The organism is Terrabacter sp. 2RAF25, from assembly GCF_052115265.1.
In the GTDB taxonomy this organism is placed as follows: Bacteria; Actinomycetota; Actinomycetes; order Actinomycetales; family Dermatophilaceae; genus Terrabacter.
In genome coordinates this window covers 208,811-224,809 of sequence record NZ_JBFRGJ010000003.1, presented here as the reverse complement: position 1 = coordinate 224,809, position 15,999 = coordinate 208,811, and the positions used below count along the sequence as shown (strand labels likewise).

Genomic DNA, 15,999 nt, shown 5'->3' with positions numbered 1-15,999 from the left:
GTTCTCTCGATCGGGAGGGGAGGGGTCGGGCGAGCTCTCGCTCGTGACGGAGTGTTCTCTCGATCGGGTGCTGGGGGCGGAACAGGGGCGTCGCCGGGGCACTGTGACGGGTTCGTGAGGTGGCCGCGGGGCGCGCCGGGGTGACACCCGGCCCGCGGGCAGGCACTCTTGGGTGGTGCTGCGCCAACGCCTCCCAGTGCGGCCGCTGTCGGCGGCCGACAAGGACGCTGCGCTCGCCGTGTGTGCCCGCGACCGCGTGTCCAACGTCTTCGTCGCGGCACGCATCGCAGAGGGATCGCTGAGGTCGTCACCGGGCTCGCTGCTCGGGCACTGGGATGACGGCCAGCTGCGTGGACTCGTCTGGGTCAGTGCGAACGTCGTGCCCGTCGAGCTCGACGACGACGGGGTTGCGGCCGTGGCCGCGCGCATCACGAAGATGCGACGCCAGTGCGCCTCGATCTTCGGCCCGAGCGCGCAGGTCGCCGGGCTGTGGGACCGACTCGGTCCGACATGGGGTCCGGTGCGTGCCGTACGCACCCACCAGCCGCTGCTCACGACGCGCGAGCGGCCCTCGACCATCGGCGTGCAGATCGACCCCGACGTGCGGCCGGCCCGCATCGACGAGGTCGACATCGTGCTGCCGGCCGCCGCGCACATGTTCACCGAGGAGATCGGCTACCCGCCCTACTTCGGCTCCGACCGTGGCTACCGGGCAAGCGTGGCAGCCCTCGTGCGCGCGGGCCACACCTTCGTCAAGGTCGAGGACGGCGAGGTCGTCTTCAAGGCCGACGTCGGGTCGCTGGCGCTCGGCTGCGCCCAGGTCCAGGGCGTGTGGCTGCACCCTCGCCTGCGCGGGCAAGGGCTGTCGGTCCCGGCCATGGCCAGCGTCGTCGAGCAGGTGCTCTCGGGGATGGCCGACGAGGTGTCGCTCTATGTCAACGACTTCAACGTCGCGGCCCGAGCGGCCTACGCCCGGTGCGGTTTCCACGAGGTGGGTGCGTTCACCACCGTTCTCCTGTGATCCGCGCGGCCGCCTAGTGTGAGGGGATGAAGACAGCGACGAACGCGCCTCTCCCGAAGGACGCCATCGCCCTGGCGGCACTCTTCCTCACCTCTGGCACCATGCACTTCGTGCGACCTGAGCCGTTCGAGTCGATCGTGCCCAAGCAGCTGCCGTCCCGCCGAGCCCTCGTGTATGCGTCTGGCGCGGCCGAGATCGCTTGTGCCGTCGGGCTCTTCGTCCCTCGCACTCGTCGCGTGGCCGGGCTGGCGTCCGCGGCCCTGCTCGTCGCCGTCTTCCCGGCGAACGTCACGATGACGGGTCAGGCCAAGCGCCGACTCGACCGCGACCCGCAGGACACGGCTCGGCAGGGCTACCTCGCGGCGACCGTGGCGCGACTGCCCCTCCAGTGGCCGATGATCCGGGCGGCCCTGCGTGCCGGAGGGCTCATGCGCCGAAGGTGATGGTGACGTTGTCGCCGACCCGGCGGTAGCCCATCGCCTGGTAGATCGCGTTGGACGTGGGGTTGGCGAGGTCGGTGTAGAGCATGCACGACTCACCCGCGTCCTGGCGGGCCGAGCTGAGGGCGGCCACGACACCGCTGGCGTAGCCGTGTCCGCGCAGCTCCGGAGGAGTCCAGACCCCTGACAGCCGGGTGACGCCCCCGTTGGCGGGCGAGGCGTACGCCATCGACACGGGGCGGCCTCCGTCCTCCCACAGCCCGACGCGACCCGACGCGACGTGCGCGTCGAGCGACGACGCACGGGCACCGTGGCCGTCGACGGCCTCGTAGAACTGCTGGTTCCACTCGTCGAGAAGGGCGGCGTCATCCGGCGTCGCAGCCCGGAACCGCCCGGGCACCGCGAAGGAGAGGCGAGGCCGCACCGGAAGGTCGAACCGCCCGATCTCCATCGCCACGGTTCCGGTCACGCCGGTCCGGGTGGCCCACTCTTCCGCGAATGCCTCCGTCGGCTCGCGGAGCCCTCCCACGCCCGGCAGGGAGTCGTGGCCCTCGGCGAGGTGGGCCGCCAGCCCGCGAGCCTGCGCGGGCGTGGCGTACGCGATGTGGAGGTGGTGCGGTGGCGTGTGCATGAACGCTGCGACGACCTTGCCGTCGGCACCGGTGCCGGCCCACCAGCGCGGCCCGGCGTAGCGGGTGGGGTCGGCGACGAGGGCGTCGGTGACACTCGCCACCACGCTCAGCGCCTGGGGCTCCCGCTCCACCAGTGCGGCGAAAGCTGTTCGCGCGAGGGCGGCCTCGGTGAAGAGGGTGAACGAGGTCGAGGAGGGTGGCATGACCCCAGTGTCGCCGATGCGCGACTGGGAAGGGCGTCGCCTGGACGGTGCTTCGTCGACAGCAGGCCAGACCCGACAAGGAGTTTCGGGTCTCCTTGTCGCCGTGAGGATCCCGGGAGGATCCCGTGAGGCATTCCGCCAGGTGCGGGCAGCCGCCGCGGTCAGACCCGCGCAACGAGCTCGGCGTGGGTCATCGCGAACCAGGCGTCCGGATGCGTCGACCAGGCTCGCCACGCCGCGCTCATCCCGTCGAGCTCTGCCTCCGTCAGCAGGCCTCGCTCGAGCGCCTGCGTGGCGAACGTCGACTCGAGGGTGCGCCGGGCCCAGGCGCCTCCCCACCAGGCGCACTGTGTCGGCGTCGCGTAGGTCCACACCGACGCCGACGGCTCCAGGTCGTGGAGCTCGGCCGCGTGCGCCCAGGCGAGAAGGTGACGACCGGCGTCCGGCTCCGCGTGGTTGAGGCGGGCCAGCCGACGGTAGACGTCGAGCCACAGCGTCATGCCCTCCGACGCCGGGTGCCACACCATCGAGGCGTAGTCGACGTCGCGCACCGCGACGATCCCGCCGGGTCGTGTCACGCGGGCCATCTCGCGCAGGGCCCCGACGGGGTCGGTGAGGTGCTGGAGCACCTGGTGGGCATGGGCGACGTCGAACGAGCCTGCGGCATACGGGAGGGACATCACGTCGCCGGGCGCGAAGACGGTGCGGAGGTCGCCGCGACCGGCCGCGTTGCGCCTGGCCTGGTCGAGAGGGCCGGTCACGTTCTCGACCCCGACCACCCGGCCCGCGGGAGCGACGGCAGCGGCGAGGTCGAGGGTGATCGTGCCCGGTCCGCAGCCGACGTCGAGCACGTGCATCCCGTCGCCGAGGTGGGGGAGCAGGTAGGCCGCGGAGTCCGCGACAGTGCGGGCACCGTGCGACGCGAGCACGCTCGCGTGGTGCCCGTGGAGGTAGACGTCACCCATGGCGCGACGCTACGCGCCTCCTGTCGGACGGTGCCGGGGGTGTCCACGGAGCCGGCCGGACGGCATACGCAGGCCAGGTCGGCCACGACGAAGGCCCGCCCCCAAAAGGGGACGGGCCGTCGTGCGATGCGTGCCCGAGAGGGCGTCAGCTCACTTGGTGAGCGGCGCCAGCGTCGGGTCGTTGGCGTAGGCCTGTGCCGCGTTCTCCTTGGTCACGATGACCGGGGGGAGCAGGTTGGCCGGGACGACCTTGACGCCGTTGTTGTACGACTTGGTGTCATTGACCGTCGGCGTCTGACCCTTCTGGAGGGCCGTCACCATGGCGATGGTCTCCTTGACCAGGTTGCGGGTGTCCTTGTTGATCGTGGAGTACTGCACACCCGCCATGATCGACTTGACCGACTCGACCTCGGAGTCCTGACCAGTCACGATCGGGTTGGGCTTGCCGGCCGCCTTGACCGACGTGAGGATGGCGCGGGCCAGCGTGTCGTTGGGCGACAGCACGCCGTCGAGCGGGGCGCTCGTGTAGTTCGCCGCCAGCAGCGTGTCCATGCGCTTCTGGGCGTTCTCGGCCTTCCAGCCCTGCGTGACGGCCTGGTTGAACTGCGTCTGGCCCGAGACGACCTTCAGCGTGCCGTCGGTGATCTTCGGCTGGAGCACCTTCATCGCGCCGTCGAAGAAGACCTGGGCGTTGGCGTCATCGGGGGAGCCGGCGAACAGCTCGATGTTGTACGGGCCGTTCGGCTTCTTCTTGGCCATGCCGTCGAGCAGGGCCTGGCCCTGCAGCTCGCCGACCTTGAAGTTGTCGTAGGCGACGTAGTAATCGACGGCGTTCGTGTTCTTCACGAGCCGGTCGTAGGCGATGACGACGGCGCCGGCGTCCTTGGCGGCCTTGAGCTGGGTGCCCAGCTGCGAGCCGTCGATGGCACCGACGACGATGACCTTCGCGCCCTTGGTCACCATGGCCGAGATCTGGTTCTGCTGCTCGGACACGCCACCGTTGGCGAACTGGACGTCACCCTGGAACCCGGCCTGCTGCAGCCCGTCCTTGAACAGCTGCTCGGCGAGCACCCAGTTCTCCGACGTCTTCTGCGGCAGGGCGATACCGATGACCGAGTTGGCGGGGAAGCCCGCCGCCGCGGAGCCGCCGTTGGAAGCGCCCGGCGTCGTGCCGGTGTCGCTGTTCCGACCGCAACCGGTCAGAACAAGGGCGGCCACAGCCGTGACGCCCAGCACCTTGGTGAAGGTACGCATGTGCTCTCTTTCCTCTCATCGCGTCCGGGCGAACGCGGATCCTTCTCGGTCTCGGGCGGGCGCCCTGACCGTGTCTGCGGAGTCGGCTGGGCCTGGTGGGCTCAGCCGGACTGGCGGATGCTCTCGCTGATGGGAGCGGTCTCCACGGCCGCCGACGGCGGCGGCGACGTGTCGTCGCCCCCGCCCCGCCCGCGGGAGTTCCTCATGAGCAGGCCGAGGAGCGAGACGCGCCCCTGCGACTTGTTGTAGACGTCGAAGGCGACGGCGACCAGGAGCACGAGTCCCTTGATCATCTGGGTCGCGTCGGCGCCGATTCCCTTGAGCTGCAAGCCGTTGTTGAGCACGGCCATGACGAGGCCTCCGACGATCGAGCCGACGACGGTGCCGACACCGCCGGTCACGGCCGCGCCACCGATGAAGACGGCCGCGATGGCGTCGAGCTCCCAGCCCACACCGTCGGACGGGCCCGAGGCGGTGGACCGGGCCACGAAGATCATGCCGGCGAGAGCCGCCAGGATCGACATGTTCATCATGACGAGGAAGTTGACCTTCTTGCTCTTCACACCGGAGAGCTCGGCCGCGTGGCGGTTGCCACCGACGGCGTAGATGTGGCGGCCGATCACGGTGCGGTTCGAGATGAAGCCGTAGACGAGCACGAGCACGGCGAGGATCATCCCGGCGATCGGGAACGACGTGCCGGGGCGGCCCGAGCCGAAGAGCAGCGTCGCGGCGATGATGGCAGCGCAGATCAGCGCCAGCCGCACCCACATGACCCAGACCTCCTCGACCTCGGCGCCCAGCTTGACCAGGGCCCGGCGGCTGCGGATGGCTCCGTAGATGATGCCGACGGCGAGCAGCAGACCGAGCAGCACGGTGAGGTTGTTGTAGCCGGTGTTGGGGCCGACCTCGGGCAGGTAACCACCGCCGATGACCTGGAAGTCGTCGGACACGGGCACCGAGTTCGACTTGCCGACGTACTGGTTGGCGCCGCGGAAGAGCAGCATGCCCGAAAGGGTGACGATGAACGCCGGGATGCCGACGTATGCCGTCCACAGGCCTTGCCACGCCCCGACCAGCGCGCCGAGAGCGAGCCCGAAGAGGATGCCCAGCCACCAGCTGAGCCCCCAGTCGCGCATCGCGATCGCCACGGAGATGCCGACGAACGCCGCGACCGACCCGACCGAGAGGTCGATGTGGCCGGCGATGATGACGAGCACCATGCCGATCGCGAGGACGAGGATGTAGGAGTTCTGCTGGAAGATGTTGATGACGTTGTCGGGCGTCAGCGTGAGCCCTCCCGTCCAGATCTGGAAGAAGATGATCAGCGCCACGAGGGCGAAGATCATGCCGAGCTGACGGGTGTCGCCACCGAAGATCTTCTTGACCTTGTCCATTGGTGCTTCCTGGCTCTGTCGGGTGTGGATGGGGAGGGGAGTGGGCGCGCCGGGGCGGCGGGTCAGGCGCTCTCGCGCGACGGATCGCCGCCACCGTGCGTTCGGCGGGTCATGAGCCGCATCAGCGACTCCTGGTCGGCCCGCTCGCGGTCGAGCACGCCGGTGACGGCACCTTCACTGATGGTGTAGATGCGGTCGGACAAACCGATCAGCTCGGGCAGCTCGGAGGAGACGAGGATGACGCCCTTCCCCTCGGACGCCATGCGCTGGATGATCCCGTAGATCTCGAACTTGGCACCGACGTCGATGCCACGCGTGGGCTCGTCGAGGATGAGCAGGTCGGGCTCCGTGAAGAGCCACTTGGCCAGAACCACCTTCTGCTGGTTGCCGCCCGAGAGCTTGGCGACGCCCTCGTCGACGTTGGGAGCCTTGGTGCGCAAGGACTTCCGGTAGGACTCGGCGTAGTTGTACTCCTGGCGGTCGTCGACGACGAAGCCCTTGGTGATGCGCGAGAGGCGTGCCGAGACGGTGGTCCGCTTGATGTCGTCGAGCAGGTTGAGCCCGAGCGACTTGCGGTCCTCGGTGACGTAGGCGAGGCCCGCGTCGATGGCGTCGGCGACCGTGCGCAGCTTCACCTCCTTGCCGTCCTTGACGATGGTGCCCTCGACGTAGGTGCCGTAGGAGCGGCCGAAGAGGCTGCGCATCAGCTCGGTGCGGCCGGCGCCCATGAGTCCTGCGAAGCCGACGATCTCGCCGCGGCGCACGAAGAAGTCACTGTGCTTGGCCACGAGCCGGTCGGGCACGCTCGGGTGGCGCACCGTCCAGTTCTTCACCTCGAAGAAGACCTCGCCGATCTTCGGCGTGTGGTCGGGGAAGCGCGACTCGAGGTCGCGGCCGACCATGCCCCGGATGATCCGGTTCTCATCGACACCGTCCTCCTTGACGCGCAGCGTCTCGATGGACTTGCCGTCGCGGATGATCGTGATGGAGTCGGCGATCTGCTCGATCTCGTTGAGCTTGTGGCTGATCATGATGCAGGTCACGCCCTTGGAGCGCAGTCCGGCGATCAGGTCGAGCAGGTGCTGGGAGTCTCCCTCGTTGAGCGCTGCGGTCGGCTCGTCGAGGATGAGCAGCTTGACGTCCTTCGAGAGCGCCTTGGCGATCTCGACGAGCTGCTGCTTGCCGACGCCGATGTCGCGGATCTTCGTGTCGGGCTCCTCCTGGAGGCCGACCCGGGCCAGCAGCTCGCGTGCCTTGACGCGGGTGGCCAGCCAGTCGATGACGCCACCGCTGGCGGTCTCGTTGCCGAGGAAGATGTTCTCGGCGATCGACATCTCGGGGATGAGCGCGAGCTCCTGGTGGATGATGACGATGCCGGCGTGCTCGCTGTCGCGGATGTTGTGGAACTCGACGAGCTGTCCCTCGAAGTGGATCTCGCCGTCGTAGGTGCCGGCCGGGTGCACCCCGGAGAGCACCTTCATCAGGGTCGACTTGCCGGCGCCGTTCTCGCCGCAGATGGCGTGGACCTCGCCGCGGCGGACGGCCATCGACACGTTCGAGAGGGCCTTGACCCCCGGGAACTCCTTGGTGATCTCGCGCATCTCGAGGATGACGCTGCCCGGTTGGGCTGCGGCGCCGGTGACATCGCCGCGCGCGTGGGCCGGAGCAGGGGTGGAGGGGTCGCTCATCTGGTCGTCAACACTCCTTTGTGGTGTCCACGGGCGCATGCCCAATCCCGATTGTTGCTCACGGTTCGTGCTCACGTCGCCGAACACCGCGGTGTGTTGTCACAAGGACGTCACGATCGCCGGACGATGCTGACATCGTTGTCTCCGGCAGGCTCACTGAACACGCGGCCGGGCCACCGGTCAAGCCCGTGACCGGTTCTTGTCCTGACCGGACAGGAACAGGACAGGACACGTGCCAAGAGGGGACTGCCGAGCGGCCGATATCCTGCGCAGGTTCCGCACCCACGCGTGCCCTGCGCGCGCTGCACCCGAGGAGTCCCGGTGGCCCTGCACATGTCGTCCCTGTTCCTGCGCACGCTTCGCGAGGACCCGGCGGACGCAGAGGTCCCGAGTCACCGGCTCCTCGTCCGCGCCGGCTACATCCGCCGGGTGAGCCCGGGCGTCTACACGTGGCTGCCCCTCGGCCTGCGGGTGCTGCGCAACGTCGAGCGGATCGTGCGCGAGGAGATGGACGCGATCGGCTCCCAGGAGCTGCTCTTCCCGGCCCTGCTGCCCAAGGAGCCGTTCGAGGCGACCGGGCGCTGGACCGAGTACGGCGACAACATCTTCCGCCTCCAGGACCGCAAGGGCGCCGACCACCTGCTCGGCCCCACCCACGAGGAGATGTTCACCCTCACGGTCAAGGACCTCTACAGCTCCTACAAGGACCTGCCGCTGTCGATCTACCAGATCCAGACGAAGTACCGCGACGAGGCCCGCCCGCGTGCCGGCGTGCTCCGCGGCCGCGAGTTCGTCATGAAGGACTCCTACTCCTTCGACGTCGACGAGGCCGGCCTCGACAAGAGCTACCAGCTGCACCGCGACGCGTACGTCCGCATCTTCGACCGCCTCGGCTTCCACTACGTCATCGTCCAGGCGATGGCGGGAGCCATGGGCGGCAGCAAGAGCGAGGAGTTCCTCGCCACGGCGGAGGTCGGAGAGGACACCTACGTCCACTGCACCAGCTGCGGGTATGCCGCCAACGTCGAGGCCGTACGCGTGCCGGCACCCGACGCGGTCGGGTGGGACGGCGTGCCCGCCGCGCACGCCGAGGACACCCCCGACACGCCGACCATCGAGGCGCTGGTGGCCCACCTGAACGAGCGGTTCCCGCGCGAGGACCGCGCCTGGGAGGCCGGCGACACCCTGAAGAACGTCGTCGTGACCCTGGTGCACCCGGACGGGACCCGCGAGCCGCTGGCCATCGGCGTTCCCGGTGACCGTGACGTCGACGAGAAGCGTCTGGGCGCGCAGGTCGAGCCGGCCGAGGTCGATGCCTTCACCGAGGCCGACTTCGCCGCGAACCCCGCTCTCGTCAAGGGCTACATCGGCCCCGGCGCGCTCGGCACCGACGGAAGCACCGGCATCCGCTACCTGCTCGACCCGCGCGTCGCCGAGGGCACGCGCTGGGTCACCGGCGCGAACGCGCCCGGCCAGCACGTCATCGACCTCGTCGCGGGGAGGGACTTCACCGCCGACGGCACCATCGAGGCGGCTGAGGTGCGCTTCGGCGACCCGTGCCCCAACTGCGACCACGTGCTCGAGGGAGCGCGCGGCATCGAGATGGGCCACGTCTTCCAGCTGGGCACGAAGTACGCCGAAGCGCTCGACCTCAAGGTGCTCGACCAGAACGGCAAGCTCGTCACCGTCGTCATGGGCTCCTACGGCGTCGGCGTGTCGCGGGCGGTCGCCGCCGTCGTCGAGGGCAACAACGACGAGGCCGGCATCATCTGGCCGCGCGAGCTCTCGCCCGTCGACGTCCACATCGTGGCCGCCGGCAAGGACGAGGCCCTCGTCGTCAAGGCGGAGGAGATCGCCCGTGAGCTCGAGGTGCAGGGCCTGTCCGTGCTCGTCGACGACCGCAAGGGAGTGAGCCCCGGCGTCAAGTTCAAGGACTCCGAGCTGGTCGGGGTGCCGACGATCCTCGTCATCGGCCGTGGTCTGGCCGAGGGCAAGGTCGAGATCAAGGACCGCCGCTCGGGCGAGCGCCGCGAGGTCGCCGTTGACGACGTCGTGGCCGCCCTGACCGCAGAGGTGACGGCCGAGGTCGAGCGCTCGTGACGGCCGCCGCACGGCCCGTCGAGGCGGTGGTCTTCGACTGGGGCGGCACCCTGACGCCGTGGCACGAGGTCGACCTGCCGCAGCAGTGGCGCGTCTTCGCCCGAACGGTCCACGGCCTCGCGGTCGAGGACCCCGACATGCCGGCCGAGGACCTCGCGGAGGCAGACTCCCTGGCCGTGCGCATCCACGAGGCCGAGGAGCGTGCGTGGCGCCGCGGTCGCGAGACCCACCAGAGCGCGTCGATCGCCGCGATCCTCGACGACGCCGGCGTCGACCCCGAGCACGACCGGCACCACCTGGCACTGGCTGCCTACCAGCGCTTCTGGGAGCCGCACACCCACACCGACGAGCAGGTCCGTCCACTCTGGGAGTCGCTGCGGCGCAAGGGAATCCGGGTCGGGGTGCTGTCCAACACGATCTGGACCCGCGCCTACCACCGCGAGGTCTTCGAGCGCGACGGCGTGCTCGACCTGCTCGATGCCGACGTCTACTCTTCGGAGATCCACGTGGTGAAGCCGCACCCCGACGCGTTCCGCGCCGTCTGCGACGCCCTCGGCGTCGCACCGGAGCGGGCCGTCTACGTCGGGGACCGCCTGTTCGAGGACGTGCACGGCCCCCACCAGGTCGGGATGCGCGCCATCCTCGTGCCGCACTCCGACATCCCGGCGGGCCAGCGGATGCCGGTGGACGCGCGACCCGACGCCGTCGCCGACGAGCTGCTCGATGTCGCCGGCATCGTCGCGCTCTGGAACCACGAGGCCGCGGACGGCGACCACGCGTGAGCGACCCAACCCTCACGACCCTGGGCTTCCTCGGCGTCGCCTCCTTCGTCGCGGGCTGGATCGACGCGGTCGTCGGCGGCGGCGGCCTCGTCCAGCTGCCGGCGCTGCTCGTCGGTCTGCCGGGTGCGACCCCTGCCCAGCTGCTGGCGACGAACAAGTTCGGCTCGGTCTTCGGCACCACGACGAGCTCGGTGACCTTCTACCGACGGGTGCGCCCCGACCTCCGCACGGCGCTGCCGATGGCCGCGGTCGCGTACGTCGGCTCCCTCGGCGGTGCCCTCATCGGTCTCCACATCCCGAAGTCCGCCTTCAACCCGATCATCCTCGTGCTGCTCGTCGTCGTCGGTGCCTACACGCTGCTGAAGCCCGACCTCGGCAAGGAGTCGATCCGCCGGTTCCACGGCGCGAAGCACACGGTCCTGGCCATGGTCACCGGCTTCGTCATCGGCGCCTACGACGGGGCACTGGGCCCGGGAACCGGCAGCTTCCTCGTCTTCGCGCTCGTCGGCCTGCTCGGCTACAACTTCCTCGAGGCCAGCGCGAAGGCGAAGATCGCCAACCTCGCGACGAACCTCGGGGCCCTGACGATCTTCGCCCCGATGGGCCTCGTGGTGCTCAAGGTCGGTGTCGTCATCGCCGCCACCAACCTCGTCGGCGGCTACGTCGGCGCCCGCACCGCGGTCGCCCGTGGCAGCGGTTTCGTGCGCGGCGTGTTCGTCATCATCGTCAGCGCCTTCATCGTCAAGATCGGCGGCAGCCTCCTCGGCTGGTGGGCCTGACCGTCAGCACGCGGTCGCCGGCCGCAGTCTCGGTGCCGGCGACGAGCAGCAGCGAGGCGAGCCCGGCGGCCTCCTGCTCGGTGACCCCGAGCGCACGGCAGCGGCCGAACAACGTCGACGCCGTCCACGACTCACACCCCTGACATCCGCCGACCACAGCAGGCACACAGGTTGCGACCCGAACCTGAGTGCCATGACCTCCCTCGCCCTCCCCGAGGCCCGTGAGCACACCGCGGCCCGCAGCCCCCGACGGGCACTCGGCCCCACGCCGCGCTGGTGGCGTGACGCCTCAGCCGTGTTCGCCTGGGGCGCAACGCTCTTCGTGGTGGCTCTGTGGGTGTCCGGGGGAGGGCTGACAGACTTCGGCTCTGCCGGTGAGGCACTGATCAACGTCGGCCGACTCAGCGGGCTGCTCGCCTCGGTGCTCATGCTGCTGCAGGTGCTGCTCATGGCGCGCATCCCGTTCGTCGAACAGGCCTGGGGTCAGGACGAGCTCGCCCGGGTGCACCGCCTCGTCGGCTTCACGTCGTTCAACCTCATGCTCGCCCACATCGTGCTGACGATCATGGGCTACAACGCAGGCACCGACATCGGAGTCGTCGGCACGTTCGTCGACGAGGTGCTCCACTCGCCCGGCATGCTGCTGGCCCTCGCCGGCATGATCGCCCTCGTCATGGTCGTCGTCACCTCGGTGAAGAAGGCGCGTGCGCGTCTGCGATACGAGTCGTGGCACCTGCTCCACCTGTACGCGTACCTCGGCGCGGGCTTGGCTCTGCCCCACCAGCTGTGGACCGGTGCGGACTTCAAGTCCTCGCCCGCCGCCACGGTCTTCTGGTGGGGGCTGTATGCCGCGGCGCTGGTCTCCGTCCTCGCCTTCCGCGTCGTCCTCCCGGTCGTCCGTTCGCGTCGGCACCGGCTCGTCGTGTCGGACGTCGTCGCCGAGTCACCGACCGTGACCTCGGTCGTCGTGACCGGACGCCACCTCGACCGCCTCTCCGTGCGTGCCGGGCAGTTCTTCCAGTGGCGCTTCCTCGACGGGCCCGGCTGGACGCGCGCCAACCCGTACTCCCTTTCCGCGGCCCCGGACGGACGCTCCCTGCGCATCACCGCCGAGCGCGTCGGCACGTCCAGCGAGCGCCTCGCGAGCCTGCGCCCGGGCACGCAGGTCCTTGTCGAGGGCCCTTACGGCCGGCTGCACACGGGCGTCGGCACCAGTGAGAAGGCCGTGCTCATCGGCGCCGGCATCGGGATCACCCCGCTGCGAGCCATCCTCGAGGAGCTGCCGGCCTCACCGGACGGCGTCGTCGTGATCTACCGGGTGGGCAGCCAGTCCGACATCGTCCTCGGTGACGAGCTGCTCGACATCGCGCGGTCCAAGGGTGGGCGCGTCGTGGCCGTCGTGGGCCACCGCATGCGCGACCGCGACAGCTGGCTTCCCGTCGACGCGGGACACCTCGGCGACGCCGAGGCCCTGCTCCGGATCGTCCCCGACATCGCCGACCGCGACGTCTACGTCTGCGGCAACCCCACCTGGATGGATGCCGTGATCGCCGCCGCCCACGGGGCCGGCGTGCCGCGCGAGGCCGTCCACCACGAGCGCTTCAGCTACTGACCCCGAAACACGAAACGAGACCCCCATGCGCCGCATCGTCCTCTGGGCCATGAGCACGCTCACCGTGCTCGTGCTCCTCTTCAGCTACAGCACCTCGCGTTCCTCGACCGCCGTCGTGGCCGCCGAGAGCCGACAGGTCACCACCACGAGCAAGACGTCCCAGAGCAGCGGCTCCTCCTCGGGGTCCTCCTCGGCGTCGTCCAGCGACTCCTCCGGGCAGGAGCCGTCCGCCGCCGGTGGCGCGGCATCGGGATCCTCCGACGACACGACCGCGGACACGACGACCGGCACGAGTGGCTCGTCCGGCACCGGGTCATCGGGCACCGGGTCATCGGGCACCGGGTCGTCGTCCTCCTCGGGATCCAGCCCTGCCTCGACCACCGTCGACGGCGACGCCGTGATGACCCGCTACGGCAACGTCCAGGTGAAGATCACCGTCGCCAACGGCAAGATCACGGCCGCCGAGGTGCTGCAGGTCCCCTGGGAGGACCGCCACGACCAGATGATCAACTCCCGTGCCGTCCCCGTCTACAACGACGAGGTCGTCCAGGCGCAGTCGGCGACCATCGACGTCGTCTCGGGTGCCACGGTGACCTGGGAGGGTTACACCCAGTCGCTGCAGTCGGCCATCGACCGAGCGAACATCTGACCGCCGTGCAGACACCGACGAGGGAGCGAAGGATGAACGGATCCGTGGCGCGGGACGGCCAGAGGGAACCCACTCCGGGGCCGCAGCGACGGGCCTGGGTCGAGCAGGTCATGGGGATGCCGGTGAGCATCCACCTGCGCGGCGCAGGGGTCGAGGCGCCCGCCGCCGGGAGCGCCGTCGAGGCGGCCTTCGGCATCCTGCGCGAGATGGACTCCATCTTCTCGACGTACCGCGACGACTCCGACCTCATGCGGTTGCGCCGCGAGCAGGTCCAGCTCGCGCAGTGCAACCCTCTCGTCGAGGAGTCCCTCCGCCTCGGGCAGCAGGCAGAGGCCCTGACGAAGGGTGCGTTCACCACGCTGCTCCCCACCGGGGAGGGCGACCTCGCGTTCGACCCCACCGGGCTGGTCAAGGGATGGGCCGTCGACCGTGCCTCCGTCCCGTTGCGGCAGCTTCGGGGAATCTCCTTCTGCATCAACGCCGGTGGTGACCTGCTCGTCGGCGCCCATGACGACCTGCCGGTCGCGGGTGCGGACGCCATCATGTGGAGGGTCGGCATCGAGGACCCCCGCGACCGTACGCGTATCGCGAGCACCGTGACCCTGGCGAGAGGTGCAGTGGCCACGTCCGGCACGGCAGCCCGCGGCGCCCACCTCTACGACCCGGTGACGGGCAAGCCGGTGGGACGACCCGGATCCGTGACGGTGACCGGCCCGACGCTGCTGTGGGCCGACATCTGGGCCACCGCCCTGTTCGTCGGATCGGAGGCCACGAGGGAGGCCTTCGCGACGAGCGCCCCCGATTACCTGTCGACAGCCCTCTGACCCACCCTCCTGACCACCGACGCCAGGACAAAAGTCGCAAGGCCGTCCCAACCGGGGCGGCCTTGCGGCGATCTTGCGGAAAACCTGCGAGGCCCGGCGCTCACGACTTGCGTTTGGCTCGTCACAGTCGATGCATCAGCAGGTCCGACGGGTGGCGGGTCGCTGACGCAGAGACCTTCGGGCGAGGGCCCGCCGATCCGGGGAAGGAGTGCCATGACGAACATCGCCGACGTCGACCCTGCGACGACGGCGCGTGCTCCTGGCACCCACCCCGGTCGGCGGGCCACCTCGAGGACTTCCGTGGGGGGAGTCGTGGGGGCCGGGGCGGGTCGGCTGGTGGGAGGCCGGTCCGCCCCGCTCCGTGGATGTGGGTGTCGGTGTCGCCCAGGGGCCGGCCGTGGCTGCTGACGTCGTCGTGGGCCGGCCCTGCCCGGCGCTCGCGACGCAGGAGCTCGACCCCGCGGCACTGACCCGGCTCGCGGCCGAGCTCGAGAGCACCGACCTCGCTCGCTCCATCGCCCGCACCTACCTCCGGATGCTCGACGGCCGGCTGTCCAGGGCATCGGACGCCCTGGCTCGGCACGACGAGAACGCGGCCATGGACGTGCTGCTGAGCCTTCGCGTCTCGTCCGCGACCGTCGGCCTCGTCCGCCTGGAGGCCGCGGTGCTGTGCGTCATCGACGCCGTGAGACGTGGTGACCCCGGCGTGGCGTGTGAGCTGGGTGCCTCGATGGCCCGCAACGCGCCGGCTGCCGGCACGGCCCTGAGGGCGCACCTCGACTCGACGTCGACCCCGGCGTCCGCAGACGAACCGTCCTGACGTTCGTCAGAACGCGCCGGGCTCCTCCATGCGGTAGCCGACGCCCCTCACGGTGCGGATCGGAGCCCGACCGCCCGTGGGGCCGAGCTTGGTCAGCTTGCGGCGCAGGTTGCCGACGTGGACCTCGACGAGGTGCTCCTCCGACCAGCCCGGCCCCCAGAGGCCGTCGAGCAGGACGGCGCGCGACCACACGCGACGGGGGGCGCTCAGCAGCGTCGTCAGCAGGTCGAACTCGGTGCGGGTCAGGTCGGCCTCCTTGCCGTCGACGGTGACCACGCGGCCCTCGGCGTCGACGGCGATGCGCCCGTGCCTCAGCAGGGCCACGTGCGACTCGGTGTCCGCCGCCGCAGGCCCTGTCGGGACCGGGGCGGGCGGGGGCGCGCTGCCGTTGCTGCCTGCCGCGTGCGCCTCCGCGGGGGCGCGCACGGCGCGTGGGCGACGGAACATCGCGTTGACCCGAGCCTGCAGCTCGCGTGGGCTGAACGGCTTGGTGAGGTAGTCGTCGGCACCGATCTCGAGGCCCATGAGCCGGTCGATCTCGTCGGTGCGGGCACTGATCATGACGACGTACGCCTGGCTCACGTCGCGCACCCGCCGGCAGACCTCGATGCCGTCGAGGTCGGGCAGCCCGAGGTCGAGGGTCACGAGGTCGGGGTCGTTGGCCATCACGAGGTCGAGACCCGCCTGACCGGTGGATGCCGCGGCGACCTCGAAGCCCTGCATCGTCAGGCTGTGCGTGATGAGCTCGCGGATGTCGTCGTCGTCTTCGACGACGACCGCAGTGCGTTCAGAGCCCGTCATGCCGTGATTGTTGCAGAATGCGCGCGTTTGACCCG

The 15,999-nt window shown here is 70.1% G+C and carries 15 protein-coding genes; 9 read left to right on the top strand and 6 right to left on the bottom strand.

What is annotated here, in order from left to right:
* Positions 1-175 precede the first annotated feature (175 nt).
* The gene (locus tag AB4091_RS09990) at positions 176-1,021 is read left to right on the top strand and encodes a GNAT family N-acetyltransferase (RefSeq protein WP_442291598.1); all 846 of its coding nucleotides are present in this window, start codon (positions 176-178) and stop codon (positions 1,019-1,021) included.
* Positions 1,022-1,047: 26 nt separating this feature from the next.
* Positions 1,048-1,464, top strand: a complete 417-nt coding sequence (locus AB4091_RS09985) for a DoxX family protein (RefSeq protein WP_442291597.1) — start codon at positions 1,048-1,050, stop codon at positions 1,462-1,464.
* Here AB4091_RS09985 and AB4091_RS09980 read toward each other — a convergent pair.
* From AB4091_RS09980 to mmsA, 5 genes are all read right to left on the bottom strand, one after another.
* A complete protein-coding gene (locus AB4091_RS09980; protein ID WP_442291596.1) occupies positions 1,448-2,296 on the bottom strand; it encodes a GNAT family N-acetyltransferase in 849 nt (282 codons plus the stop codon). The genes AB4091_RS09985 and AB4091_RS09980 overlap by 17 nt on opposite strands.
* A gap of 161 nt (positions 2,297-2,457) precedes the next feature.
* Positions 2,458-3,261 carry a methyltransferase domain-containing protein gene (locus tag AB4091_RS09975; protein WP_442291595.1) on the bottom strand — a complete coding sequence of 268 codons (804 nt, stop codon included), beginning with the start codon at positions 3,259-3,261 and terminating at the stop codon, positions 2,458-2,460.
* Positions 3,262-3,411: 150 nt separating this feature from the next.
* A complete protein-coding gene (locus AB4091_RS09970) occupies positions 3,412-4,515 on the bottom strand; it encodes a substrate-binding domain-containing protein (protein ID WP_442291594.1) in 1,104 nt (367 codons plus the stop codon).
* A gap of 101 nt (positions 4,516-4,616) precedes the next feature.
* Positions 4,617-5,909 carry a multiple monosaccharide ABC transporter permease gene (gene mmsB / locus AB4091_RS09965; protein ID WP_442291593.1) on the bottom strand — a complete coding sequence of 431 codons (1,293 nt, stop codon included), beginning with the start codon at positions 5,907-5,909 and terminating at the stop codon, positions 4,617-4,619.
* 62 nt (positions 5,910-5,971) lie between these two features.
* Positions 5,972-7,510: a multiple monosaccharide ABC transporter ATP-binding protein gene (gene mmsA / locus AB4091_RS09960; RefSeq protein WP_442291938.1), complete on the bottom strand. Its 1,539-nt coding sequence runs from the start codon at positions 7,508-7,510 to the stop codon at positions 5,972-5,974.
* Positions 7,511-7,918: 408 nt separating this feature from the next.
* On the opposite strand from mmsA, the gene AB4091_RS09955 reads away from it, so the two are divergent.
* From AB4091_RS09955 to AB4091_RS09925, 7 genes are all read left to right on the top strand, one after another.
* Positions 7,919-9,697: a proline--tRNA ligase gene (locus AB4091_RS09955; protein WP_442291592.1), complete on the top strand. Its 1,779-nt coding sequence runs from the start codon at positions 7,919-7,921 to the stop codon at positions 9,695-9,697.
* Complete coding sequence (locus AB4091_RS09950; protein WP_442291591.1) at positions 9,694-10,479, top strand: HAD family hydrolase; 786 nt, start codon at positions 9,694-9,696, stop codon at positions 10,477-10,479. The genes AB4091_RS09955 and AB4091_RS09950 overlap by 4 nt, the downstream gene beginning before the upstream one ends.
* Positions 10,476-11,258 (top strand): TSUP family transporter, encoded by a 783-nt coding sequence (locus AB4091_RS09945; protein ID WP_442291590.1) that lies wholly within the window; start codon positions 10,476-10,478, stop codon positions 11,256-11,258. The genes AB4091_RS09950 and AB4091_RS09945 overlap by 4 nt, the downstream gene beginning before the upstream one ends.
* A gap of 193 nt (positions 11,259-11,451) precedes the next feature.
* The gene (locus tag AB4091_RS09940) at positions 11,452-12,870 is read left to right on the top strand and encodes a ferredoxin reductase family protein (protein ID WP_442291589.1); all 1,419 of its coding nucleotides are present in this window, start codon (positions 11,452-11,454) and stop codon (positions 12,868-12,870) included.
* A gap of 25 nt (positions 12,871-12,895) precedes the next feature.
* Complete coding sequence (locus AB4091_RS09935) at positions 12,896-13,519, top strand: FMN-binding protein (RefSeq protein WP_442291588.1); 624 nt, start codon at positions 12,896-12,898, stop codon at positions 13,517-13,519.
* A gap of 32 nt (positions 13,520-13,551) precedes the next feature.
* The gene (locus AB4091_RS09930) at positions 13,552-14,343 is read left to right on the top strand and encodes an FAD:protein FMN transferase (RefSeq protein WP_442291587.1); all 792 of its coding nucleotides are present in this window, start codon (positions 13,552-13,554) and stop codon (positions 14,341-14,343) included.
* A 397-nt stretch (positions 14,344-14,740) separates the two neighbouring features.
* Positions 14,741-15,163 (top strand): hypothetical protein, encoded by a 423-nt coding sequence (locus AB4091_RS09925; protein WP_442291586.1) that lies wholly within the window; start codon positions 14,741-14,743, stop codon positions 15,161-15,163.
* Between the two features lie 6 nt (positions 15,164-15,169).
* On the opposite strand, the gene AB4091_RS09920 is transcribed toward AB4091_RS09925, so the two are convergent.
* On the bottom strand, positions 15,170-15,964 hold the full coding sequence (locus tag AB4091_RS09920; protein ID WP_442291585.1) for a response regulator transcription factor: 795 nt from the start codon (positions 15,962-15,964) through the stop codon (positions 15,170-15,172).
* Positions 15,965-15,999 lie beyond the last annotated feature (35 nt).

Coding starts and splice junctions, on each gene's coding strand:
- AB4091_RS09985 (WP_442291597.1), top strand. CDS start 1,048: ATGAAGACAGCGACGAACGCGCCTCTCCCGAAGGACGCCATCGCCCTG.
- AB4091_RS09980 (WP_442291596.1), bottom strand. CDS start 2,296: ATGCCACCCTCCTCGACCTCGTTCACCCTCTTCACCGAGGCCGCCCTC.
- AB4091_RS09975 (WP_442291595.1), bottom strand. CDS start 3,261: ATGGGTGACGTCTACCTCCACGGGCACCACGCGAGCGTGCTCGCGTCG.
- AB4091_RS09970 (WP_442291594.1), bottom strand. CDS start 4,515: ATGCGTACCTTCACCAAGGTGCTGGGCGTCACGGCTGTGGCCGCCCTT.
- mmsB (WP_442291593.1), bottom strand. CDS start 5,909: ATGGACAAGGTCAAGAAGATCTTCGGTGGCGACACCCGTCAGCTCGGC.
- mmsA (WP_442291938.1), bottom strand. CDS start 7,510: ATGCGCGAGATCACCAAGGAGTTCCCGGGGGTCAAGGCCCTCTCGAAC.
- AB4091_RS09940 (WP_442291589.1), top strand. CDS start 11,452: ATGACCTCCCTCGCCCTCCCCGAGGCCCGTGAGCACACCGCGGCCCGC.
- AB4091_RS09935 (WP_442291588.1), top strand. CDS start 12,896: ATGCGCCGCATCGTCCTCTGGGCCATGAGCACGCTCACCGTGCTCGTG.
- AB4091_RS09930 (WP_442291587.1), top strand. CDS start 13,552: ATGAACGGATCCGTGGCGCGGGACGGCCAGAGGGAACCCACTCCGGGG.
- AB4091_RS09920 (WP_442291585.1), bottom strand. CDS start 15,964: ATGACGGGCTCTGAACGCACTGCGGTCGTCGTCGAAGACGACGACGAC.